The 22895-nt window shown below is 36.4% G+C and carries 24 protein-coding genes, 2 pseudogenes and 1 other annotated feature; of the genes and pseudogenes, 12 read left to right on the top strand and 14 right to left on the bottom strand.

The genetic code is table 11. The features are described from left to right. Window positions 1-216: 216 nt before the first annotated feature. The 3 genes from BEN71_RS14920 to BEN71_RS14930 all read right to left on the bottom strand — a co-directional run bounded on the left by BEN71_RS14920 (window position 217) and on the right by BEN71_RS14930 (window position 3400). Window positions 217-1436, bottom strand: a protein-coding gene (locus tag BEN71_RS14920) for an IS3 family transposase (RefSeq protein WP_100249712.1) whose coding sequence is annotated in 2 segments (ribosomal slippage) — window positions 217-1160 and window positions 1160-1436 — 1221 coding nt in all. Because the reading frame shifts where the segments join, the coding sequence is not laid out codon by codon here. Next, window positions 1045-1161 (bottom strand) — a sequence feature (AL1L pseudoknot). (Overlaps the previous gene by 117 nt.) 12 nt (window positions 1437-1448) lie before the next feature. Next, window positions 1449-2600 carry a hypothetical protein gene (locus BEN71_RS14925; protein WP_068976005.1) on the bottom strand — a complete coding sequence of 384 codons (1152 nt, stop codon included), beginning with the start codon at window positions 2598-2600 and terminating at the stop codon, window positions 1449-1451. A 290-nt stretch (window positions 2601-2890) separates the two neighbouring features. Further along, window positions 2891-3400 (bottom strand): hypothetical protein, encoded by a 510-nt coding sequence (locus tag BEN71_RS14930; protein ID WP_227542618.1) that lies wholly within the window; start codon window positions 3398-3400, stop codon window positions 2891-2893. 78 nt (window positions 3401-3478) lie between these two features. On the opposite strand from BEN71_RS14930, the gene BEN71_RS14935 reads away from it, so the two are divergent. Then, a protein-coding gene (locus BEN71_RS14935; protein ID WP_117276768.1) for an IS3 family transposase occupies window positions 3479-4638 on the top strand; the annotation gives its coding sequence in 2 pieces (ribosomal slippage) (window positions 3479-3713 and window positions 3713-4638; 1161 coding nt in all). 327 nt (window positions 4639-4965) lie between these two features. On the opposite strand, the pseudogene BEN71_RS14940 reads toward BEN71_RS14935, so the two are convergent. The 4 genes and pseudogenes from BEN71_RS14940 to BEN71_RS14955 all read right to left on the bottom strand — a co-directional run. Continuing rightward, window positions 4966-5457, bottom strand: a pseudogene (locus tag BEN71_RS14940) (hypothetical protein); the annotation flags it as partial. A gap of 602 nt (window positions 5458-6059) precedes the next feature. After that, a complete protein-coding gene (locus BEN71_RS14945) occupies window positions 6060-7436 on the bottom strand; it encodes a hypothetical protein (RefSeq protein WP_068974820.1) in 1377 nt (458 codons plus the stop codon). A 374-nt stretch (window positions 7437-7810) separates the two neighbouring features. Then, on the bottom strand, window positions 7811-8380 hold the full coding sequence (gene dcd / locus BEN71_RS14950; RefSeq protein ID WP_067665328.1) for a dCTP deaminase: 570 nt from the start codon (window positions 8378-8380) through the stop codon (window positions 7811-7813). A 160-nt stretch (window positions 8381-8540) separates the two neighbouring features. Next, window positions 8541-9134, bottom strand: coding sequence for a LysE family translocator (locus tag BEN71_RS14955; protein WP_068974795.1), 594 nt, complete (start codon window positions 9132-9134; stop codon window positions 8541-8543). 467 nt (window positions 9135-9601) lie between these two features. Here BEN71_RS14955 and BEN71_RS14960 point away from each other — a divergent pair, with 467 nt between their 5' ends. After that, window positions 9602-10162, top strand: coding sequence for a DUF2062 domain-containing protein (locus tag BEN71_RS14960; protein ID WP_193925011.1), 561 nt, complete (start codon window positions 9602-9604; stop codon window positions 10160-10162). Window positions 10163-10244: 82 nt separating this feature from the next. On the opposite strand, the gene BEN71_RS14965 is transcribed toward BEN71_RS14960, so the two are convergent. From BEN71_RS14965 to BEN71_RS14975, 3 genes are all read right to left on the bottom strand, one after another. Further along, complete coding sequence (locus BEN71_RS14965) at window positions 10245-10601, bottom strand: hypothetical protein (RefSeq protein WP_068974797.1); 357 nt, start codon at window positions 10599-10601, stop codon at window positions 10245-10247. Between the two features lie 67 nt (window positions 10602-10668). Further along, window positions 10669-11964, bottom strand: a complete 1296-nt coding sequence (gene apbC / locus BEN71_RS14970; protein ID WP_068974798.1) for an iron-sulfur cluster carrier protein ApbC — start codon at window positions 11962-11964, stop codon at window positions 10669-10671. Window positions 11965-12448: 484 nt separating this feature from the next. Then, window positions 12449-12742, bottom strand: a complete 294-nt coding sequence (locus tag BEN71_RS14975; protein WP_068974799.1) for a hypothetical protein — start codon at window positions 12740-12742, stop codon at window positions 12449-12451. A 138-nt stretch (window positions 12743-12880) separates the two neighbouring features. Between BEN71_RS14975 and BEN71_RS14980 the strand changes: the two genes are divergently transcribed. Continuing rightward, window positions 12881-13180 carry a hypothetical protein gene (locus tag BEN71_RS14980; protein ID WP_068974800.1) on the top strand — a complete coding sequence of 100 codons (300 nt, stop codon included), beginning with the start codon at window positions 12881-12883 and terminating at the stop codon, window positions 13178-13180. Window positions 13181-13225: 45 nt separating this feature from the next. Here BEN71_RS14980 and BEN71_RS14985 read toward each other — a convergent pair whose 3' ends face one another. Next, entirely contained in the window at window positions 13226-13414 is a 189-nt protein-coding gene (locus BEN71_RS14985) for a hypothetical protein (protein WP_068974801.1), read from the bottom strand. A 208-nt stretch (window positions 13415-13622) separates the two neighbouring features. On the opposite strand from BEN71_RS14985, the gene BEN71_RS14990 reads away from it, so the two are divergent. Further along, window positions 13623-13847: a DUF6500 family protein gene (locus BEN71_RS14990; RefSeq protein ID WP_068974802.1), complete on the top strand. Its 225-nt coding sequence runs from the start codon at window positions 13623-13625 to the stop codon at window positions 13845-13847. After that, window positions 13837-14184: a hypothetical protein gene (locus BEN71_RS14995; protein ID WP_068974803.1), complete on the top strand. Its 348-nt coding sequence runs from the start codon at window positions 13837-13839 to the stop codon at window positions 14182-14184. Before BEN71_RS14990 ends, BEN71_RS14995 begins: the two co-directional genes overlap by 11 nt. A 10-nt stretch (window positions 14185-14194) precedes the next feature. On the opposite strand, the gene BEN71_RS15000 is transcribed toward BEN71_RS14995, so the two are convergent. Both BEN71_RS15000 and BEN71_RS15005 read right to left on the bottom strand, forming a co-directional pair. Further along, window positions 14195-14509, bottom strand: a complete 315-nt coding sequence (locus BEN71_RS15000; RefSeq protein ID WP_068974804.1) for a putative quinol monooxygenase — start codon at window positions 14507-14509, stop codon at window positions 14195-14197. 54 nt (window positions 14510-14563) lie between these two features. Then, window positions 14564-15079, bottom strand: coding sequence for a hypothetical protein (locus BEN71_RS15005; RefSeq protein WP_068974805.1), 516 nt, complete (start codon window positions 15077-15079; stop codon window positions 14564-14566). Window positions 15080-15272: 193 nt separating this feature from the next. Here BEN71_RS15005 and relB point away from each other — a divergent pair, with 193 nt between their 5' ends. Together relB and BEN71_RS15015 are read left to right on the top strand one after the other, a co-directional pair. After that, window positions 15273-15461, top strand: a complete 189-nt coding sequence (gene relB / locus BEN71_RS15010; protein ID WP_068974806.1) for a type II toxin-antitoxin system RelB family antitoxin — start codon at window positions 15273-15275, stop codon at window positions 15459-15461. Further along, a complete protein-coding gene (locus BEN71_RS15015; RefSeq protein WP_068974807.1) occupies window positions 15448-15723 on the top strand; it encodes a type II toxin-antitoxin system RelE/ParE family toxin in 276 nt (91 codons plus the stop codon). Before relB ends, BEN71_RS15015 begins: the two co-directional genes overlap by 14 nt. Window positions 15724-15755: 32 nt before the next feature. Here BEN71_RS15015 and BEN71_RS15020 read toward each other — a convergent pair whose 3' ends face one another. Next, window positions 15756-16586, bottom strand: a complete 831-nt coding sequence (locus BEN71_RS15020; RefSeq protein ID WP_068974821.1) for a hypothetical protein — start codon at window positions 16584-16586, stop codon at window positions 15756-15758. Window positions 16587-16776: 190 nt separating this feature from the next. Here BEN71_RS15020 and metG point away from each other — a divergent pair, with 190 nt between their 5' ends. The 5 genes and pseudogenes from metG to BEN71_RS15045 all read left to right on the top strand — a co-directional run bounded on the left by metG (window position 16777) and on the right by BEN71_RS15045 (window position 22742). After that, the gene (gene metG / locus BEN71_RS15025) at window positions 16777-18834 is read left to right on the top strand and encodes a methionine--tRNA ligase (RefSeq protein ID WP_068974808.1); all 2058 of its coding nucleotides are present in this window, start codon (window positions 16777-16779) and stop codon (window positions 18832-18834) included. A 712-nt stretch (window positions 18835-19546) separates the two neighbouring features. Beyond that, the gene (locus BEN71_RS15030) at window positions 19547-20338 is read left to right on the top strand and encodes a segregation and condensation protein A (RefSeq protein WP_068974809.1); all 792 of its coding nucleotides are present in this window, start codon (window positions 19547-19549) and stop codon (window positions 20336-20338) included. After that, entirely contained in the window at window positions 20335-20925 is a 591-nt protein-coding gene (gene scpB, locus BEN71_RS15035) for an SMC-Scp complex subunit ScpB (protein ID WP_068974810.1), read from the top strand. Before BEN71_RS15030 ends, scpB begins: the two co-directional genes overlap by 4 nt. A gap of 41 nt (window positions 20926-20966) precedes the next feature. After that, window positions 20967-21818 (top strand): annotated as a pseudogene (gene rluB, locus BEN71_RS15040) (23S rRNA pseudouridine(2605) synthase RluB); the annotation flags it as partial. Window positions 21819-22301: 483 nt separating this feature from the next. After that, entirely contained in the window at window positions 22302-22742 is a 441-nt protein-coding gene (locus BEN71_RS15045; RefSeq protein ID WP_086322792.1) for a hypothetical protein, read from the top strand. The last annotated feature ends 153 nt before the right edge of the window (window positions 22743-22895 follow it).

The following is a 22895-nucleotide window of genomic DNA, read 5'->3' on the forward strand; positions in this document are numbered from 1 at the left end:
GCTTCAAGTTCTCCAAAGGTAAAGTAACTCTTTGACCTGATAAATTAATTGGGTCTGTAATAGGTAAATCCCCCCCTAAACACCCACTATATCCATTACAAGTAATATAATTAGCATATAAATAATCATTTACCTTTGGAAGAACTTGCTTCAATAAAGCATCTTCAATTTTTATACTGAACCGTACCGGGTTTGTCGGAGACTTTTTTATTTAAGTTAGGCCACCTGACCTAACGGATTAATTTTATCATAGTACATTGCTTCAAAATCAAAAGGTGGCACATAACCTAGTGCACTATGTACACGCTCTTTATTGAACCAATCTACCCAATTTAATGTCGCAAGTTGTACATCCGCTAAACCTTGCCAATCTGCTTTTAAATATTCAATCACCTCTGTTTTGTATAAGCCATTCACTGTTTCAGCCAAAGCATTATCGTATGAATCACCGGTCGTACCGACTGATGCTCGTAAATTTGCTGCTTCTAAACGATTGGTATAACGAATGGAAAGATATTGCACACCTCTGTCACTATGATGAATCACGTTCTTTGGCATGCCTCGATCATGCAATGCTTGCTCCAGTGCATCGAGCACCATGTCTGTATTCATCCGTGTTGATACTTTCCATCCAACAATTGCTCGCGAGAACACATCAATAATAAAGGCGGTATAGACCCAGCCTGAATTTGTTTGAATATACGTAAAGTCAGCGACCCACAGCTGGTCAGGGTGATCAGCACTAAAATTGCGTTTCACCAAGTCATCTGCTCGTTTTTGATCATCTCGGCTATGGGTAGTTTGTTTATTCTTACCTCGCCAAACACCTTGTATACCTAGCTTTTGCATCAATCGAGCAACTGTACAGCGTGCAATAATATAGCCTTCACGTTTCAGTTTTTGCCAAACTTTACGTACACCATATCGACCTGAACTTTCCTTCCAAATTCGTTTAATTTGTTCAGCATGATGCAAGTCATGTAGATCTCGCTTTGCTCGATGTTCTGGGTTTTCGCAGAGATCTAGAGTCCGGTAATAGGTTGAGGGTGCGATCGGTAAAATTCTACAAATCGCCTCGACTCCGTACAGCTCTTTATTATTATGGATAAAATCCACCATTATTTGTGTGGGCGGTCGAGTTCCGCCTGGGCGAAAAAAGCGGCTGCTTTACGTAGAATCTCATTGGCGCGTTGCAGTTCTTTATTTTCGCGTTCGAGTTGTTTGATACGTTCTTGGTCTGAAAGCTGCTGTACTTTAACTGGATTTAGTTTATCTAAATATTTTTGATACCAAACACGTAGTGTTTCAGGAGTACAACCTATCTTGGGAGCAATAGCGGTGATCGCAGCCCAATTCGATGGATAATCTTTTTCAGATTCAATCAATAATTGAACCGCTCTTTCTCTGATTTCAGGGGCATATTTTAATTTTGTCATCGGGATAGTCTCTCAGAATATTGACTCTCCGACAAACCCGGTACGGTTCATACCTTTCGATGGTGTTACATCACCTAGCTTAATATCATTTTCAAAAGCCATCCACCACCCTCTCTCAGCAGGAGCTGCCGCATTAGCCCATTGTATTTTTTGACTTTGTAATGAAAGCGAAAAAGGATTCCCATTAACAGGAATTTTATGAATCATGCCCAAACTTTCATCAATTGTAATATCCGCTGTTAAATTTGTAATCTTCCCTGTAACATTCTTTCCCAATGTAATTGGAATAAATCCAGCGACATTAATTGTAGCGTCTAAAGGACCTGCAAAATCAATTTGAGGGATAACAGCCGTTGCATTTAAATTAACTTTAGACATTCTACTACCAGAAACTACAATTGGCGCTGTAGAAAAAGGTACACTTGCCTCATAAAGCGTTAAATTAAACTTATCCGAAACAAAGTTCCTTGGCGAAGAGCTTAAAGGAAAAGCATTTTGTATTGAAATACGCCCTGTCATATCACCGATAGCTTGAGTCATCGGCCTTTCAATTGTTTTCGCAGTACCACTTGCTGAAGCCAATTTCAAGTACCCACTCAGGCTTCTTATTCCATAAGAAGGTGTGTCATCATTGCTTAAACCCAAGGTCATCAATCCTACAACTTTTTCCGCACTTACACGAAACCCTTTTATTTCTCGGGTAGAAGCAGATCCTGGATTCTTTACAGCAAACTCAATAAAAGGATTGGTTAATTTTGCTGAAGACTGTACTCGCTCGTCACGAGTCATATCTAAAGGTTCACCTTTAGCATCCAACTTCAAACCACTTAAGCTTAAATTTTCAATATCAATATCACATGCACCTGAACCATTTACACCACCACAACCTAATTGCAATCTTTTTATATTTGTATTGAGTTCTAATTCAGCTTCCATTCCTAACTTATAGAAACCAATATTTTTATCACCACCATTACGTGCTGTTTCTAGATTTGCTTTATCTGTGGGTGCTATATACGACAAACTCATCAATGCTTGTCCAGTAGTCTCAGCCAGTTGCTCATCCGATAAATTAATCAAAGTTGAAGGTTGTGCAAATACTGATGAATTAAGCGCAATATTTAGCGCTAAGATTGTTAAGCACAATAAATTTCCTTTTAACATGAATATTTCCATATGAATAATTATTAATCAAAAACAAAAACCAAACATCACATTTAAAATCAGGTGTTTATATTTAAATAAACTACACAAATAAAAATAACCAGAAATTATTTTGTATTGTTTTTAACGTATTTATTTAAAATTTGCGACAAGATTAACATATTTCACATGAACAATAATCACTTTAATAATTTATTTTAAATAATATTTTCTTTATTATTGATTTTCATAACAAATAAAAAAGCAGCCAAAGCTGCTTTTTATAAATAAGAACTAAACATTTAATTGTTTTAACAAAATCTAAGCGTTCCATAACAATTTGGAGTTACATTTTGCACAGCCCCCAATGGAAGATTATTTAATCTAACATTAATTGGTGTTCCGCCAACCGCAGGGTTTGTATAGGAGTTTAAATCTACAGTACCTAATTTAGCCACCAATTTACTTGTAAACAATGAACCAGCAGCATCCCAGAAAGAAACATATAAAGGATTATCATCTAAATATTTAGAAACCACTGTAGCAACACTTGGATACGCAGAAGAAATATCTGCTGAAAAACCACTTTGAGTTTCTAAATTACCTAACTTCACAGGATCATTGGCTGCTAACCACCATCCACGTTGCGCAGCAATATACTGATTTGTAACAGGGCTCTTAGGCGCACCTGGCCAAAGTATATTTTGATATTGCAATGATAATGACAATGGAGATTGTATCGGTATACTATGAATCAACCCCAAAGATTGAGTAAGATTAACATCTACGTATAGATTTGAAATTTTACCATCAATTCTCATGTCTGTGATCCTAGACAAAATAATGGACAGCACGTCCCTCTAAAGATAACGTAACTTTAATCTTTGGAGATTCAAGAAATGGCTAAACGTTTTAGTCCCGAATTTAAACAGCAAGCGATTGATTATGCACTTTCAAACTCACACGAGTCTGTAGCTGCAATCGCCCAGAAATTAGGTGTGGGTTATTCAACATTAGATAAATGGATTCGTGAAACCAATCCGGCAGGTTCAAGCAAACGTCAACTTTCACCAGAACAACAGCGGATCGTGGAATTAGAGAAAGAAGTCAAACAGCTCAAGGAAGCCAATGACATCTTAAAAAAAGCGCATGTGTACTTTCTAACAGATCATGCCAAGAAAAGTACACGGTAATTCAAGATCTAGATATGAATGAAGTCACCGTATCTTCTGCCTGTAAATACCTAGGTGTCAGCACTTCAGGCTATTATGCCTGGCGAAAACGTCAAGCCAATACGGCACAGAAATATAATGACTTAAAAGCCGTATATTGGCAGCATCATGCACGATTGGGTGCACCTTCATTAGTACATGACATGCATGATTTAGGTTACAACATGAGCGAACGTACTATTGGAAGGATGCTAAAAAAGCTTGGTTTACGTAGCAGGATTGCGCGTAAATACAAGCATACGACTGATTCAACCCATCGTTTGCCTACAGCACCCAACTTGTTGGATCGCCAATTTACAGTTACTCAGCCTAATAAAGTCTGGACAACAGACATTACCTATATCCGCACTAAAGAAGGTTGGTTGTATTTATGTGTGATGCTAGATTTATTTAGCCGTCGTATCGTGGGGTGGCAAACCAGCCATCGAATAGACCGCCAGTTGGTGTGTGATACGTTTAACTATGCAATGGCTCGTCAGGGTTATCCAACTGGTGTTATGGTTCATTCGGACCAAGGCTCACAGTACTGTAGTCGTGATTTTAGAGCGCTGTTACTGAAAAATGATTGTACTCAGAGTATGTCTAGACGTGGAAACTGTTGGGATAATGCAGTGACTGAAAGCTTCTTTCATACATTAAAAGGTCATGTGGTACATGGCAGTGTGTTTTCGACTCGAAAAGAGGCGAATGCGGTCTTGTTTGATTATATTGAGATTTATTACAATCGGGTCAGAAGGCATTCTGCAAACGGCTGGTTAAGTCCAGAAGCCTTTGAACAGAAATATTTCAAGAATTTAGAGGGATCGATTGTCCACGATACTGTCTAGGATCACTGATATAGCATAATTACAAAGAGGTATGATCACAACAACAAAACATCCAGCAAGATCAGCTCGCCTTGTTCCAGAGTTTTCTGTTAAAACAATATCTGGAACTTTAGCCAAAGCGCCAACATTAATAAAAGTTTGCCTACTTCCATTTAAATCAGTCGATTTTGTTGTAAAAGAAACTCCCATTCCATCAATTTGAATAGGTTTAGTATCTGTCTTAAAATCAGCAGGGCATCCTGCAATACATCCCCCTATATCAACCTTGCCTGTAAAAACTTCTCGCATTTGACCAACTGCTGTCTTCGTTGAGCCACTGGTAGATGCTACATTCATATAACCGCTTAATGAGTTTATCCCATTAATCGTCCCATCATTTTCACCTATAGTTAGCAATCCCTTAGCCAATTCCGAACCCAATCTTAAGCCTACTATTTCACGCGTAGATGAACTTCCTGGATTTCGTATCGCAAACTCTATAAATGGGTTTGTTAGCTTAGCTGATGATGACACCCGTTCCTCCCGCGTCATGGCAACAGGGTTTCCCGAATCATCTAATTTCACGCCTGATAAACTCACATTATCAAGATCTATATCACATCCATTTGCGCCATTTACTCCGCCACAGCCCAATTGTAGTTTTTTAATATTAGCATTCAGCTCTAGTTCAGCTTCAAATCCTAATTTGTAAAATCCAATATTTTTCACTCCGTTTACTGAGTTTTCTAAATTTTTTGAATCAGTTGGTGCTATATAGGACATACTCATTAATGCTTGTCCATCAACATCACTTAATTCTTGATCTGATAAACTCATCATTGGAGATGCAACACCACTGACTTTTGACAGATCTTCATCTGGAATAGCCTGCATACTAGTTGCTGCTATAGTTGTTTTCGTTAACGAGATAACCAAAAAAAATATTAGACCAAAAATCTGCTTTTGCTTAAACATGAACATCTCCTTATCCTTAGACTATGCTCAAAAGTGAAGCTCTAAAGTTTTATCACTCACCTTTTAAATTTAGAATTTCTTCATGATTTTTAAAAAGTTAGCTATTCAAACTGTATTTTTGTTTTCAATGGAGCAATATATTGTGATTAAATTATCATTACTCACATAAATTTGCACATTTTTCCGATAGAATAAAAAGCATATTATTGATGTAAACTAAACTATTGTTTTTTATTTCTTTATTTGCATAGCCCATATTTAAAAGCATGAAGTATTTTATATATTTGTTTACAGAAAATAAAAAAGTAGCCTTAGCTACTTTTTTTAAATGATCAATTTTAGATTTGAATTATAACACATTAGTGACTACCACTTATTCTCCCCTATACAAAACAGGCTTTACTTACTATGCTTGTATATTGAGTCCATAATATAAAAAGTCATTATCCTACTAGCCATTAACATACTTAACAGAACTTTAATTCACCATAACAGTTAGGAGTAAAGTTCTGATTTTTTAACACTAAATTATTAAGAGGCATTAGTGACGGAGCAGCACCAGTTAGATCAACCGTTCCAACTGCAATTGAATCACCAAATAAACAATTCAAAATCCCCCAAGAACCACAATTAATTTCGTTTTCTTTTTTTGCCAAAAAATTATTAATCTGCCCCATAGCATTCTGTATTGTTGACTTTTCAATATCCACTGGCAAACTTGGAGTAATATCACCAATATCAATAGGATTAGAAAACTCCAACCACCAACCTTTTTGAGAAACAGAATTATTACCTGCCCATTTTAAATCTTGCGACTGCAACGATAAAGACACTGGAGTCCCATTCAAACTTGCTTTATGAAAATAATTCAACCCTTCTGTAATTGTTGCATCAACAGCCAAATTTTTAATCGTACCAGATGTTTGCCTATCTAAATTAATAATCAAAAGAGCATTTGCTACAATATTACCACTAATAGCAATATCATTAACTGTAGCAGATGCTTTTAAGACAGCTTGATTAATTCGCTTACCTGTAATTTCCTGCTGAGGTAAACTCAAATTCCCCTGTAAAATATTACTCCCCGTCGCTGCATCTGTTAAATTCAAGTTATAACTTTTCGTTGTAAAACCAACTCCCGAAGCTGTACCCTTAATCGCGACACCAGTATAGGTTTGTGTCAATTTCGCTTTAGCAGCTTCATCTGATTTACCATTACCATAACCATTTACTTTTGCTATACCACCAGTTTTAGCAACCTGCATATAACCACTAAGCCTATTAATTCCTGTATGAACAGCTCCAACAGCATCACTATTATCTGTACCAAATGTGATTAAACCTAATGCTTTTTCCGAGCTCAAATTTATTCCAACTATTTCTCGTGTTGATGCACTGTCTGGGTTTTTTATTGCAAATTGTATAAATGGATTCGTTAAAACAGCACTCGATTCCACTCGAGCTTGCCGATCACTAGCACTCTCAGTATTTGAAGTCTTGGAATTACCCAATCCACTTAACCCCAGATTATCAATATCAATATCACACAAACCCGCCCCATTTACACCACCACAGCCGAGTTGTAGTTTCTTAATATTAGCATTTAATTCCAATTCAGCTTCCAAACCAAGCTTATAAAAACCAATATTAGATGTTTGATTGCGCTTGGTTTCCAAATTTGCTGCATCATTAGGTGCGATATAAGACAAACTCATTAAAGCCTGCCCAGTCATTTCAGACATTTGCTCGTCAGACATCGCTTGCATAGAAGCGGCAAAGGCAGAACCTGTAGCTACTCCACTAAACGTCAGCAATGCAATTTTTAAATATTTTGATTGGAACATCATAACTGCCCATCCCTAGCAAACTTTGACCTTATTTTTATGTTGTCACTAAACTTAGTGTGAAACCTAATTTAAAATTAGATTTAATATGAAATATTTCACATAAATTTAGTGCGTGTATGCCTATCTTTTATCACAAATGAGATCAAGGCTCACAACAGTAAAGTATTATTTCCGATAAAAAAACAATAGTTTAAATTAATATTAACATTTTATTAAATTATTTTAATGAATAATTTTAAACAAATTTTATTAATGAGAAATAATAATAAAAAGGTCACATTTATTTTTTAACAATATATGGGAAAAAACGAGGACATAAAAAAGCAAGCGATGGTCGCTTGCTGATATTTAAACATCTACTGTTTTAAAGTTTAAGCCTTCGGTAAAGTCACACCTGTTTGACCTTGGTATTTCCCACCGCGATCTTTATAAGAAGTCTCACATACTTCATCTGATTCAAAGAACAACATTTGTGCTACACCTTCACCTGCATAAATACGTGCAGGAAGATTAGTTGTATTTGAGAACTCAAGTGTTACATGACCTTCCCACTCAGGTTCAAGTGGTGTGACATTCACAATGATGCCACAACGTGCATAAGTTGATTTACCCAAACACACAGTCAAAACATTACGAGGAATACGGAAATACTCTACTGTACGTGCTAAAGCGAACGAGTTCGGTGGGATAATACATACATCAGATTCGATATCGATAAAACTACGATCATCAAAGTTTTTCGGGTCTACAATTGCAGAGTGAACATTGGTAAACACTTTGAACTCACGTGCGCAACGTACATCATAACCATAGCTTGAAACGCCATAAGAAATGAGCTTTTCACCATTTTCATCATAACGAACTTGGTTTTCTGCATACGGTTCAATCATGCCGTGTTTTTCGCTCATTTCACGAATCCAACGATCAGACTTAATTGCCATTTATTTCTTTCCCAAAACTGTGCTGTATACTGCGTTGTACTTTAACTGAAAATGCTTTTGAAAGGAATGTTTCTGGAAAAATAGACCCACTCAAGTCTGTATCTACAAACTTGAGGCATATTAAAATTAAAAATAGCGATGAAGATTTTAAATAATGAATTTAAAGACTTAAAATTGCTGAATAGCTTAAAGGTACAGTAAAGCTAACTAAAACCAATGATGCAGTTCTCTGCATATTTCGTTGATTCAACCACGTGACTTTATTGCTACAAAGTACTGAACCAATAAATGTCCAAAAAAATGCGATCGGAATAATCATCATCAAAAACACAAGCATATGTGAAATATAGGCAGATAAATTGTGCCATACAAATGCAGGAAAAATCGCAGAAGCAAAAAGCAATGCTTTTGGGTTCAAAAGCGTTGCAATAAATAACTCACGGATGCCAATCGTAGCTTGATCAAAGTTTTCGACATGATCTGAAGTACGCCATAGTTTTAACGCTAAGAATAGAATATATCCAGCACTAAACAGTTTTAAAATGACAGGGATACTTGGAAAATGCTTTGACACACTTCCAATAATTACGCCCCATAAACTAATTGAAATAAAATAACCAAGCGCCTCTGCGGGGATGAGCCCGAGAGATTTACGAATTCCAACTTGAATTCCAGAAGATGCTAAAAGCGTATTGGTTGGTCCAGGTGTCAAAAGAATTGTCACGACCAAGCCAACAAAAAACCATGAAATCATTAACTGACCTCACAAATCGAATAAGCGCAGATTAATTGTTTTGTTTTAAATAGGCAAAAAAATATTTGTAAGAGAACTTATTGTAAATTGTCATATTTTTTCAACATTTATATGTTAATCAGTATATTAGATCATAAATCAGGATTCAGAACTACAAAGTCACATGCAGATTAATGTTTATTAAACACTCAATACCTGAATGAATCCCTTAATTAACATACAGTTAATATGTGATTTAAATCACTTTACACCCCAGAATTTAGATCAATTTATCATAGATTGGTATGCACATTTGAAGCAACTTTTTATCCCCCTAATTACTTGTCGAATTTAAGTTTTATTTCAGTTTATTCGCCTAATATTTACTCAAGTTGCTTCTTCCACGATTTACCTCACTTGTAATAGGTGGATAAATACTGTCGTTTTTTGCACGATTCAGGCACAATAGTAAGGTCTCTTTTATTTCTATTTTTATGGCAAAGCATTTTTTTCAGTCTTGGCTTCCATCCCCAGAGCGAGTCAAAAATTTGAAATTCATGAAGATTTTTGGCAATAAAGCCTTAAGTCCAATGCTTTGGTATGTCAATCGAAAATCTATTTCTAAAGCCATGTTCATTGGAACATTTTGGGGAATTTTACCAATACCTTTTCACACCGTTCTAATTGTTTTTACAATTTTAATTTTTGAAGCTAACCTCCCGATTGGATTACTGCTTTCTTGGATTATGAATCCATTAACGATCGTACCAATTTTGTTTTTAGCTTTTTGGATTGGTTCAAAAATTTATCATGTCCATATGATCAATAAAGACATGTTAATCGGTGTTTTCCACCAAATTATCAATTGGATTAAAAATTTTGGACATGGTCATATTGATTTGAGTTTAGCTAAAATTTTAGCGACTGGGTTATTAATCGAAGCCCTAGTCTTTGCAGCATTATTATTTATCATTACGCGTATTTATTGGCGTTGGAGTGTGGTTAAAAAATGGAATAATCGCAATAACAGCGAATTACATCACCAATAATCCATTTTATCTTTAATCTAAAATCAGGGCTTTATCATCATTAGTTGTTCCATAAAGTTAGAACAAACAAGCTGACTGATTTTTAATTTAATACAACTTCGATTAGCTCAGAATGCCCTGTTGAAAGATCCCCATTTAGCCATTGCCAATCTTCAACGAGTTTAATGACATCATTTTCGAGTAATTCGATTTTGGTTTTACAATATCCAGTTCTTAATTCACCTGTTACTGTTAAATGTTGATAGCAAATTTCAAAGCTATCTTCAGTGAGCATTTGCCCGATGATTGAACCAACTTGCACCACCCCACCTTCATATTTTGCCGTGATTACTTTGCCTTTTTGATTATAATAAAAACGTGTTGCTCCATTTACATCCCCATTGGCTGTATTGGCAAGGCTCATAAATATTTTATTATTGAGTAGATTTAGATTTTTCATTGCTTCCTCAAACTATTTTGATGCCCTCTCTATCATACAAATAGAGAGGTATTGTTTAAGGACAATATCAGAAAATTCTCTGTGGGTCTTTTTCGACTTTAGGCAAAGATTGAGCAATTTTTTCTGCTATCGCAATATAGTTTTCCGCCACAGCATCTCCTGCAACCACAGATGGTTTACCTGCATCAGCATTTTCACGAATTTGCACATTTAAAGGTAAGCGTCCGAGGAGTGGAATGTCATATTGTTCCGACAATAGATCACCACCACCTGTACCAAAAATTTGCTCTTCGTGACCACAGTTTGAGCAAACATGTGTCGACATGTTTTCAACCACACCAATCACAGGAATTTGAACTTTATTAAACAGTTCAATCCCTTTTACTGCATCCATCAAGGCAACGTTTTGTGGCGTTGTCACGATTACAGCACCCGTCACAGGAATACGCTGTGCAAGTGTGAGTTGAATATCACCTGTACCTGGTGGCATATCAATCACCAAGACATCTAGGTCTGGCCAAAGTGCTTGATTAAATAATTGCATTAAAGCGCCTGTCGCTTTCGCACCACGCCATGCGACTGGCGTATTTTGTTTTCCAATCAGATGACCGATCGAAAGTGTCGCCATGCTATAAGCTTCTAAAGGTACAAAATTTTCACCCTCAATCTTCGGTGTTTGACCTTCATTGCCAAGCATGGTTGGAATACTTGGTCCATAAATATCGGCATCTAAAACACCCACTTTTAAACCTAGCTTTTGTAATGCTAGAGCCAAATTCACCGTCGTGGTTGATTTACCTACACCGCCTTTACCTGAAGATACAAGAATCACATTTTGAATGCGTGGATGCTTCGGAATATCACGTTGTTGCGGTGCAGCTTTTTGAATCGGCGGATTGTTCGGATCTTCTTCTGCATTCTTACTTTCAGTCTGCTTTTGAACTGGTGCTCCTACATTTGAAGAAGCATCAACCACTGGCGGTAATTTTTTATTTTCTGCTTTCGGTTGAGATGAACAACTATGCCCAGCTTTACCATGTGAATCGCTTGAACAACTTTGACCTTGAGAATGGTCATGCTGAATTTTTTGTTGAATCACATGCATATTCAATTCTTCGATGCCACATTTTTCCAAAGCATCGACCAAATCATCATGAATTTTTTGTAAATGTTCAGCTTCTTCAGGAAAAGTATTTATGGTCAACTGTAACACTCGACCTTCCACATTCACCTGTGTAATGCGGTCTTTTAATCCATTTTGAGAATTGGGCAAAATATAGTTTTGCAAAACAGTTTGGATTTCTTCCTCTTTCACCTCCTGTGCAGGAGAAAAAACGGATTTAAGCGAAGAAAGCCACGACATAGATTTGCTCCAAATTTGCAAATACACCAAATACTGAATGCTTAGTGTAACTGTAAATCGCATCAAGGTTAAGCATACTTCTATTCAGCTTTTTGAATGTGCTTATAAATCCAAGTGATTTAGTTGGTTTAATACAATATTTCCAGCTGAAGATAGAGAAATTCAGTGTTATTGGCTGATGTTATCCAGTGAGATAAAAACTATATTCTAAACCTTGAAGAATATGGATACGTGAAAATGTCATCCGCAACTGTTTGAGGCAGGACTAAATATACAAGTTAATGTTTCTGTGAAATATTGAAAGATTTGACGGATGTTGACGAGTTTTGCGGATGACAATGGTTTTGCTTACTTTTCCCGAAAGAAAAGTAAGGCGAGCCGCAGGCTAATCCCTAAATCCAAATTATTGATGAAGGACTCCGTCAAGCAAGCCTTAAAATAATTTTAAAAAGATATACTTTTTTTAAGTTCATAACATCGGTTATTAATCTTGAGTTTTTCGCTCTCGATAATAGTCTATGAACAATTGACCAAAAATACGCGCTTCACCTTGTGCTTTAATTTGATCAGGAGAGATCACTTTTATTTTTTCTTGTGACCATGTCATAAATTCAGGATCTATCAATATTTTATCTAACTCCGCTTGAGGAATTCGTCCAAAACGCTGTGCATAGCCCATTGCATCTGACATCATTTGACCTGATTTCTTAGACATTCGATAGATAAATATACATCCAATGACAACAACAGCGAGAATCACCCAGATTAAAATATTCATATCTTTCCTTTTTTATAATTGATCAATTTTTCGTTAATATTTCCGATACAAACTTTAGCTGACAATTTCGCTATAGTATTTTTTTGAATTTATTTTACAAAGTAAATCCTTCATTTTCTAAAAATAATAGGTTTAATCATGTTTCGTATTTTTACTTTGATTTTAACACTTTTGCTTTCAAATACTGTATTTGCAGGAACTACTGCCTCATCTGTTCGTACAGATTCAGGGCAAATTATTTCGGTGGGAGATAGCCTTACGGAGATGAGTTCACGTATTAATCAGTCACCAGTTTCAATGAATTCTTATGAAACAAAAGAGGGAGAAACCACTGTAACTGTGTCTGATTATACTTATGATATTGATAATATCCGCTACACATTCACGATCATTAATAATCAAGTTAAAAAAATTGAATGGACACGTAAAGACATTTAAAAGCCGTCAATTGAATAATTAACAGCTTTTCGTTAAAACAAAAGTTTAAGCATCTTCATCTTTGCCATGTTTTAAATCATTCAAGGCTTTTTCACCTTTCAACAAAGTTTCTTGCGCTTTGTGTTTTAAATTATCTGCCACTTTTTCAGCGCCCAACGTTGCTTCTTTTGCTTTGAGTTTAAGATCATCTTTCACTTCAGAAGCTTTATTTTTTAAATCGTCTAAACTGGTCATAGGCTTATTCCTCATTTGTTTGAAATGAATTACCACAGCTTTGTTATACCAATAGAAAATACTTTAAGGCTTAAAAACTGCAATTTGAAACAATCGAGTAACATACTGTAGCGAAAAAATTTAGCCACTTTCTGCAATCAATGCGCATGAATAAATGACTATTCTAGGTTAGGATTCTATTTACGCTCATCAGGTTTTAGTCAGCAATATGAATCAACATTTAAGAAATAAAATCATCCAAATCTGCGATGATAAAATTGCAAAAAAAGGGGGGAATGTTGGGCTTTCATTTTACGCATTTTTCGCCAATAAAAATGATGATCCTGAAACCTTGATGCAAGTAGCGACATGGTGGATTCAAACACATCAACTCAATCATTTTGAAAAAGCTGTAAAAATTAAAAATATGATTGAGGATGAATATGGAAAATAAAAAACTGACTTATCTTTGGTGGGGAATAGACTTACACAGTGCTGTGGTGACATACGATACCATTTCATGGCTGACAGAAGACGACCGTTTAAATTCAGAATCTTTTTATAAACTCTCTGAAGATTTATTACAGATTGAATTTAAAGATAAAAATCTGCTCATTGATGTGGGTTGGTATAATCCATTTCAAACCAAGCAAGGTTTTTTTCGGATTGAACTTATCCAGAACATGAATTGGGAAAGACCGCTGTTTAAGCGAAATTTTAGAAAAATAAATACTTTAAAACGACAAATCTCTCAACTGATCCACCAAATTGAGCAGCAACAATTTCAATGATGCAAAATCTTTAAACTGATCTCAGGGGTGTCAGCAATGCCTCATAACTTTGCAAATGGGTAAACACACCATTCTGTCGTTTATGTGCATCAATCAGAGGAACAAGTCTTTGAAAATGCTCAGATTCAACATGTGCGTCCAAAGCAGCACGATCTACCCATTCTTCTATAAAGACAAAATGACCAATCTGTTTTAAATCATGATACAGATCGTAAGCAATACAGCCTTGTTCTTGTTTGGTTTTTTCAATCAATTCCTGATACAAAGGCAACACCACCTCTATTTTATCTTCTTGAATAAAATCTTCTGCAATCAATTTCAGCATATGTATTACCTTAAAATTCATTCTTTGCTATCAGTGTTATTTTTAGCATATTTTTTATAGTGGCGGAGTCTGAATCAGCTTATATTTAGCGACCTTTGTGGTGCGTTGATTTGGACTATGTATCGGTAAGAAACATTTTAAATACATGATATTGGCACTGATCAAACCAATCAAAAGCGGAACTGACAATATGATCAAACTGATAATACCAAAGCCTAAACTTTCCTGAATTTCACCCATTCGACCATCAAGGAACTGGAAGAAAAAGATCAGGAAAAACCACAATGTACCTAATTTCAAAATAAGTTTAAACCACTGTTTCAGTTCAAATATTTTCTGTGGTTGGCTTAGATATCTTAAAATCAACCAAAAGCAGATCATGCCCAATAGCATTAAAATCGGGGTGAGATAGAGCATCACTTCTATGCCTCGCTGAGCTGTCCTTTCTGAGGCTGCAACAAATAAATCACCATGATAAAAATTTAAAAACAAACAAAATGGAATCACCAAGCTGGAAACAGCCATTACACTGGCAAAGATTGCCGAGAAAAACAGTGTCCAAGATCGCATTAATATTCTCCTTTTTGATCTTGGATTGAGTGTGCATGTGTGAAATGTGATTTAGATGAGAGCAATGTGAAATTTGGGTGAAGTTTAATGATCAATATTGAATTGATTCAACAAATACCACACTACATTTCTCTTGTTTGATTACATTTTGAATATGCTAAAATATGATCAACAATCAACCTGAGTGATCGTGATGAATGAAGTATTTGATCCTTTCGTGTCAGAATTTGACGATGCGGATATGGAACAAAATTACAATGAATGGCTGAAAAACAAAGTTGAACAGTCTATTGTCGATTCACGCCCATCCATTTCACATGATCAAGTTATTGAACGCATGAAGCAAAAGCGCGAAGAAAGATTAAAAAATGTTGACCGTTAACTGGAAAATAAACGCTGTTCATGACTTAGAGGAAATTATTGATTATATTTTCATTCAAAACCCTGGAGCCGCAATAAATCTCGAAGATGAAATTTTAAATACGGCTGAGAGCCTTGCTGATATGCCATACAGTGGGCGTATAGGTCGAGTTTCTGGGACGAGAGAAAGGATCGTACATCCCAATTACATGATTATTTATCAGCTTTTATTTGATTCAATTGAAATTCTCAATATCGTACATACAAAAAAGCATTATCCATAACTTCAAGTATATAACATCAATAAAATCTGTTTTTATTTCACAGTCGCCATAAAACTCACAGCACTAAACAACCAAATCCAAAGTACAAAACAACGCCCTTGATTAAAATGATTCAGTTCTGTGCCATGCAAAATATTATGACGAGTTGCAGTTACAGTAGAACTATTATCCATTTTATAAGCTGCAAGTTCTGAAAAATATGGATTCAATTCATGTGCAATTTTAGCTTTGTGCCACAAACTTTTAATTTCATGACCTTTTAAACCTGGGACGATTTTATAAACATCGACAAACTTGCTATCTTGTTGTTTTAAATAGCCATGCTGAATCAAAACATCCGTGAGCAAGCCTTCCAATTGTGCATACAAAATTGGCGTACAACCTGCATAAAACCCCAATTCATACAACTTAAATGCTTCATCAATTACGTGTTTACGCAAAGCTTTATTTTCACCAACTTCAAGTGCATCGAATGCTTCAAAAAATTCAGTTTGAAAATGTTGACCATTCACCACATTTAAAAGATTAAAACTTTTTAAATCTTCAACTTCATGAATCTCTTGCCAAAAATTCAGTAAATACAAAACATCATTGGCAACTTTAGCATCCAATTCCTGATTGAGTTCATCCGCAAGTACATTGAAATAAGGCTCTTGTTCAGCCAATTGATGCAAGGTTTTCTGTAAATAGACATGCTCATCTTCAGCAATATCTTCAAGGTAGATTTGCGCTTCTTTTAAGATATTTTTCCCAAGTTGTTGCTGACTGCCTTTATTTTGCGGAATACGGGTGACTTCACGATCAAAGTCATCCTCAAAATCGTGATCAAGCCTATCATTATCAAAAGTATTTTTATGAATCATGGTCAGCTCACTCTCAGCAATTACAAATTTGGAAATAGACAGCAATATTCTATCCGAATGGTTCGATGAAAATGTGAAATTGTATAAAAATCTACATTTGAATAGAATTCACCTATTCTATTGTGCATCTTCACAGCAATTACGTTAAAATCAATGCCCTTGCATTAACTTGAGAAAGAGAGTTATATCCGTGCGAAATATTTTAGTCACTAACGCCCTTCCCTACGCAAATGGTCCTATCCATATGGGTCACCTACTCGGCTATATCCAGGCAGATATCTGGGTTCGTGCCATGCGTGCAATGGGTCATAACGTGACTTATGTCTGCGCGGATGATGCACACGGTACAGCGATCATGCTTCGTGCTGAAGCCAATGGCATTAGCCCTGAAGCGCAGATTGCCAATGTTCAGAAAGAACATATCCGTGATTTTGATGGTTTTAATGTTACTTTTGATCATTATGACTCTACGCATAGCGAAGAAAATAAAAATCGCTCATCTGAGATTTACATCAAAAACCGTGAAGCAGGCAATATTGCGATTCGCCCTGTGACACAGTTGTTTGATCCTGAAAAACAGATGTTCCTGTCTGACCGTTTCATCAAAGGCACATGCCCGAAATGTAAAGCGGAAGATCAATACGGCGACTCATGTGAAGTCTGCGGTACAACTTATAACGCAACTGAATTACTCAATCCAAAATCAACTTTGAGTGGTTCAACGCCTGTTGAAAAATCATCAGATCATTACTTCTTTAAACTGCCTAACTTTGCAGAATATTTGCAGAAATGGACACGTGACGAAGGTCGTCTTCCTGTTTCTATCGCAAATAAGTTAGATGAATGGTTTGAAAATGGCTTGAATGACTGGGATATCTCACGTGATGCACCTTATTTCGGTTTTGAAATTCCAGATGCACCAAATAAATATTTCTATGTTTGGGTTGATGCGCCAATTGGTTATATGTCGAGTTTCGAGAACTACGTTAAAACCAAACGTCCTGACTTAAGCTTTGACGATTACTGGAAAAAAGATTCTCAAAATGAAGTCTATCACTTCATTGGGAAAGACATCGTTTACTTCCATGCGCTATTCTGGCCTGCAATGCTTGAAGGTGCAAATTACCGTACACCTACAGGTTTATTCGTAAATGGCTTCCTGACTGTAAATGGTCAGAAAATGTCGAAATCTCGTGGTACGTTCATCAAAGCAGAAACCTATCTCAATCACTTAAACCCTGAATATTTACGTTATTACTTTGCGTCTAAACTTTCAGATAAAGTTGAAGATTCTGATTTGAATTTAGATGACTTTGTTCAAAAAGTGAATTCAGACTTGGTTGGTAAAGTGGTGAATATTGCGAGCCGTTGTGCGAAATTCATTAATACCAAATTTGATAATAAATTATCTGCAACCTGTGCAGAACCTGAACTGGTACAAAGCTTTATTGATGCTGGTGAATCTATTGCCAAATCTTATGAAGCACGTGAATTCTCTACTGCAATCCGTGAAATCATGGCACTTGCAGACAAAGCCAATCAATATATTGATGAGAAAAAACCTTGGGCTTTAGCCAAAATTGAAGGCGAAGAACAACAAGTTCATGACGTGTGTTCAGTGGGTATTAATTTATTCCGTCAATTGGCAGTTTACCTTGCACCTGTATTGCCTACGTTGGCTCAACAAGTTCAAGACTTCTTAAAACTTGAGTCTTTTGACTTTGCTTCAGCAAAAACTGTATTGGCTGATCATGAAATTGCAATGTTCCAACCTTTAATGCAACGTGTTGATCCTAAAGCTGTGGCTGCGATGGTTGATGCTTCTAAAGATTCTTTAGCTGCTGCTGCCGAAGCTCCAAAAGCTGAGAAGAAAAAAGAAAAAGCCAAAGAGAAAAAGCCTGAGCCTAAAGTGGGTGAAGCAGAGATCATCGGTATCGAAGATTTTATGAAAGTTGATCTTCGTGTCGCAGAAGTTTTAGATGCCGCAACTGTTGAAGGTTCTGACAAGCTTCTGCAACTCACTTTAAATGTCGGCGAAGCTGAACCTCGTAATGTATTCAGTGGTATTCGTGAATTCTACCAACCTGAAGACCTTAAAGGTAAATTAGTGGTGATGGTGGCAAACCTTGCACCTCGTAAAATGCGTTTTGGTATTTCTAACGGTATGGTTTTAGCTGCGGGGAATGGCGAAGGTGTTTGGGTAATTTCACCTGAAACTGGTGCGAAAGCAGGTGATAAGGTTTCTTAAAACTTCGTTGTATTAAAGAGAGCCTCTACTGATGTAGGGGCTTTTTAAATTTATACTGCATCCAAATTTATAACATTGCACCAATCTCAACGTTGAATAAGGATTTCAAGCAGTAAAGGCGGATTGCTCTGCATAACGACAGACATAAATAGGAAAACCGTCAATAAAATGAGCTAAAAATACAAAAACTGAAGTCTATCAAACAATCCCCAAATAGACTTTTTAAAAAATATATCAATATTTGATCACGAACACTTTAAATTTTTTGAGTTATTCCACTAAGTAGCTCAAGCCACTTAAAATACTTACAAATATCACGCTAAATTAAATATTACCAATATATTTCACATATTAACCGCCCTGTAAAATTGATGAATAACCATAACAATAATTATTAAAATTCATTTTATTTTTAAATACTTAAACTAAAATAATAACAATAAACCATGAACGAGACCATCAAAAAAATAAGTATTTATTCTCACTAATACACTTCTATTTTGCTTCAACATTCACATCACGCTACAAAATATTCCCTATTTATTTTCAGGTTTTTTATCGTTTTTTGAATTAAACAATGTATTCCTTACAAATTTTGCATTAAAATGAGCCATTATCTTTTCATCATTCGTCACCACCCTCTCCTAAATTTCATAGAGTGGTCGCACGGATAAAACATGCCTTTGAAAATTCGCGTGGCTAATAAACTGTAATGAATCAAGCAACCCATAATTCTATGGAAATGATTACCAACATCCGTGTATTGGATGAATGGCAAGAAGAAATTCCAGAGGATTTATATATTCCCCCTGCTGCATTCGAAATTCTGCTTGAACATTTCGAAGGACCACTCGACTTTTTAATTTACCTGATTCAGAAAAGCGGTTTTGATCTATTACAATTAGATATTGCCCCGATTGCCACTCAATATTTGTCTTATATGGACAATATGAAGTCACTGAATATCGAACTTACCGCTGACTATATGGTGATGGCAGCTTTATTGGCAGATTTAAAATCTCGCTTATTGTTACCGAAACCGAAAACAGTCAATATTGAAAAAGATCCAAAACAAGAATTGATTGACCGTTTAGAAACTTATTTACGGATTAAAAAAGCGGCTGAAAATTTAGGGCAAATGCCTGTTTTAGATCGAGATACTTATCCAACCAATGTCGCGATTGGTCATATTCCAAAAGTATATGAAGGTTATGATGTCGAGATGTTAAGAGATGCTTTGTATTGCATTTTTAATCGTCCCGAGCCTGTTACGCATAAAATTGAACAAGAACCTGTTTTACTTGAAGAGCGTATAGCTTATATCGAACACATGGTGGAGTCTGGTGAAGTTCTCAGTTTTCAAGAATTACTCAAACCAAACCAAGGTCGTATGGGCATGGTTGTGACATTTATGGCAATCTTAGAACTGACTCGTCAGCAGAAAGTTCAGATTATTTCATCGGGTGTCGAAGCTCCCCTTTCTATTCAAGGAGCAACTGCATGACCATTGATCAAAATAATGCCTTCAATGTAGACGAGCTACATCATGAAGTTCTGATGCAACTTGAAGCGATTATCTTTGCCAGTGATGCACCAGTTTCGATTGCTCGCTTAAAAGAAGCTTTTCAAAATCAATATTCAAAACAACAATTGCAAAATTATTTACAGCAATTGTCTGTATTACAACATGGTCGCTCAATTGAACTGATCGAAACTGCACAAGGTTATCGTTTTCAAGTTCGTGCCAAATATCGCAATATGATTGCACAAGTTTGGCCAGATCGACCAACGAGATTATCCCCATCACTGTTAGAAACAGTATCAGTGATCGCTTATCATCAGCCTGTAACCCGTGCTGATATTGAGCAAATACGAGGAGTTACGAATAATAGTCAAATACTCCGGACTTTATTCGACTGGAACTGGATTAAAGAATCTGGTTTCCGTGAACTCCCAGGTAGACCTGCGTTGTTAGTGACAACGCCACAGTTTTTAAATGCTTTTGGTCTAGTATCTTTAGATCAATTGCCTCCCCTGCAGGACGCCAAGGAAGCTTTTATGGCTTTGGACGCGCAAGCTCCAAAATCTTAAATAGGTGCTCTGTTGATGATTATTTCTAAGGTTATGCTGTCATGAGTGAAAAATTGCAAAAGGTACTCGCACGAGTTGGTTTGGGCTCTCGCCGTTATATGGAAGAGGTCATTGCGGCTGGTCGTGTAAGTGTCAATGGGCAGGTTGCTCAAGTGGGCGAACGTATCGAACCAGGTGATGAGCTTCGCATCGATGGTCGTAAAGTTCAGTTCCAAATTGAAGACGAAATTCGTCGCCGTGTCTTGATTTATTATAAACCTGAAGGTGAAATCTGCTCTCGCAATGATCCTGAGTCTCGTCCGACTGTGTTTGATCACTTACCTCCTATCGCCAACGATCGCTGGGTCATGGTAGGTCGTCTGGATATTAACTCTACAGGTCTGCTCCTATTTACAAACGATGGTGAACTTGCCAATCGTTTAATGCATCCCTCAAATGAAATCGAACGTGAATATGCCGTTCGTGTCATGGGAGAAGTAACGCCTCAACTAAAAAACAACATGATGAATGGCGTTGTTTTAGATGATGGTCCAGCAAAATTTGAATCTTTCTCTGAAATTGGTGGAGAAGGGATCAACCGCTGGTACCAAGTCGTAGTAAAAGAAGGTCGTAACCGTGAGGTTCGCCGTATTTTTGAATCACAAGGTCTAAAAGTAAGTCGCTTGCTTCGTACACGTTACGGTACAGTGATTTTGCCTCGTGAACTTCGTACAGGTCGTTGGATGGAATTAGATAAAACTGAAATTGATAATTTGACTAAAGCTGTAGAACTTAAACCACGTCAAGGCACGGGTTTATTTGGTATGGCAAAACGTCGTACTGAACGTATGCAAGATAAACCGATGGCAGCACGTCGCGGTGGTTTCTTACGTCAACAACGTCGTGATAGCGAAGGTGATGATTTTCAATCACAAAATCATCATGGGAATAACCACCAACAGCAAGAACGCCGTGGTTTTCAACCGACTATGAACCAATATGGTCAAAATCGTAGCGAAAACCGTTTTGACAATCGCAACGATCGTTCTGACAGCCGCAATGAACGTTCTGAAAATCGTTTTAACAAAGCACGCTCTGCGGGCAATGGCGGTAATAGCTACAATAAAGATCGTAGCGACAATCGTGGTAACACGTTTAACAGCAATCGCTCAGACAATCGTTATGGTCAACAAAACCGTAACAATCGTGTTGAAGGACGTTATAATCCAAATGAACGTTTAGAGACTGGTGACCGTCAAGAACGTGAGCAACCTGAAAAGAAAAAACCATTTGTTGTGAACAAAGGTTTTAAAAAGTTCTAAGTCATCAATAGACTAAAACTTGAAAAGCCACTATCTTTGTATAGTGGCTTTTTTTATTGGGATAAAAATAACAAAATGAATAAACGCTATTTCATCTTGATTCCACTATTTTGTATTTGGTTAATTGCGAGTCTAGTAATCGCCTATCAAGGGCAATTTTATTCAGAATACCTAGTTGAGTTTCTAAAAAAACAACCGCAAAACTACCCATATCCAATTTTTCAAGTATTCAGCTTATCCTTGATTTATGGATTATGGCTTCTCAGTTATGCCTTTCTTTTTTGTTCCGATTGGGGGGTAAAGCATCCTTATATAACATATACCTTGTGTTCTATCCTTCCGATTCTTTTATCGTCCTATGGATTTTTTATCGCCTTTGTATCTGCACTTCATGTCATTGCATTTATCCTCATCAGCATCGCAACGACATTACTGCACTTTTTATTGCTTCCAGTACTGATTCCCGTCTATCGTAAATATGTTTATCCAAACAAAGTACATCTGCATCTTAATTAAGTGCAAAAAAGCCACTGCTTAGAGGGATGAGTAGCACAGCTTAAGATCACTAAAAATTATTTTAGTTATAAGAAGTTCCCCCTCTTTTCCAAAGAGGGGTTAGGGGAGATTTCAGAATTTTTCCCAATAACTTTACTTAGCCGATCAGTATTA

The sequence above is a fragment of the Acinetobacter wuhouensis genome, from assembly GCF_001696605.3.
In the GTDB taxonomy this organism is placed as follows: Bacteria; Pseudomonadota; Gammaproteobacteria; order Pseudomonadales; family Moraxellaceae; genus Acinetobacter; species Acinetobacter wuhouensis.

Bases quoted from the DNA above. Each gene is read 5' to 3' on its own strand.
- BEN71_RS15030 (WP_068974809.1), top strand. From the start codon at position 19,547: ATGAATCAAGCAACCCATAATTCTATGGAAATGATTACCAACATCCGT.
- BEN71_RS14980 (WP_068974800.1), top strand. From the start codon at position 12,881: ATGTTTCGTATTTTTACTTTGATTTTAACACTTTTGCTTTCAAATACT.
- BEN71_RS14965 (WP_068974797.1), bottom strand. From the start codon at position 10,601: ATGAAAAATCTAAATCTACTCAATAATAAAATATTTATGAGCCTTGCC.
- BEN71_RS14975 (WP_068974799.1), bottom strand. From the start codon at position 12,742: ATGAATATTTTAATCTGGGTGATTCTCGCTGTTGTTGTCATTGGATGT.
- BEN71_RS14925 (WP_068976005.1), bottom strand. From the start codon at position 2,600: ATGTTAAAAGGAAATTTATTGTGCTTAACAATCTTAGCGCTAAATATT.
- dcd (WP_067665328.1), bottom strand. From the start codon at position 8,380: ATGGCAATTAAGTCTGATCGTTGGATTCGTGAAATGAGCGAAAAACAC.
- BEN71_RS14985 (WP_068974801.1), bottom strand. From the start codon at position 13,414: ATGACCAGTTTAGACGATTTAAAAAATAAAGCTTCTGAAGTGAAAGAT.
- BEN71_RS15020 (WP_068974821.1), bottom strand. From the start codon at position 16,586: ATGATTCATAAAAATACTTTTGATAATGATAGGCTTGATCACGATTTT.
- BEN71_RS14930 (WP_227542618.1), bottom strand. From the start codon at position 3,400: ATGAGAATTGATGGTAAAATTTCAAATCTATACGTAGATGTTAATCTT.
- BEN71_RS15045 (WP_086322792.1), top strand. From the start codon at position 22,302: ATGAATAAACGCTATTTCATCTTGATTCCACTATTTTGTATTTGGTTA.
- BEN71_RS14990 (WP_068974802.1), top strand. From the start codon at position 13,623: ATGAATCAACATTTAAGAAATAAAATCATCCAAATCTGCGATGATAAA.
- BEN71_RS15000 (WP_068974804.1), bottom strand. From the start codon at position 14,509: ATGCTGAAATTGATTGCAGAAGATTTTATTCAAGAAGATAAAATAGAG.
- BEN71_RS14945 (WP_068974820.1), bottom strand. From the start codon at position 7,436: ATGTTCCAATCAAAATATTTAAAAATTGCATTGCTGACGTTTAGTGGA.
- apbC (WP_068974798.1), bottom strand. From the start codon at position 11,964: ATGTCGTGGCTTTCTTCGCTTAAATCCGTTTTTTCTCCTGCACAGGAG.
- BEN71_RS14995 (WP_068974803.1), top strand. From the start codon at position 13,837: ATGGAAAATAAAAAACTGACTTATCTTTGGTGGGGAATAGACTTACAC.
- BEN71_RS14955 (WP_068974795.1), bottom strand. From the start codon at position 9,134: ATGATTTCATGGTTTTTTGTTGGCTTGGTCGTGACAATTCTTTTGACA.
- relB (WP_068974806.1), top strand. From the start codon at position 15,273: ATGAATGAAGTATTTGATCCTTTCGTGTCAGAATTTGACGATGCGGAT.
- scpB (WP_068974810.1), top strand. From the start codon at position 20,335: ATGACCATTGATCAAAATAATGCCTTCAATGTAGACGAGCTACATCAT.
- BEN71_RS15015 (WP_068974807.1), top strand. From the start codon at position 15,448: ATGTTGACCGTTAACTGGAAAATAAACGCTGTTCATGACTTAGAGGAA.
- BEN71_RS15005 (WP_068974805.1), bottom strand. From the start codon at position 15,079: ATGCGATCTTGGACACTGTTTTTCTCGGCAATCTTTGCCAGTGTAATG.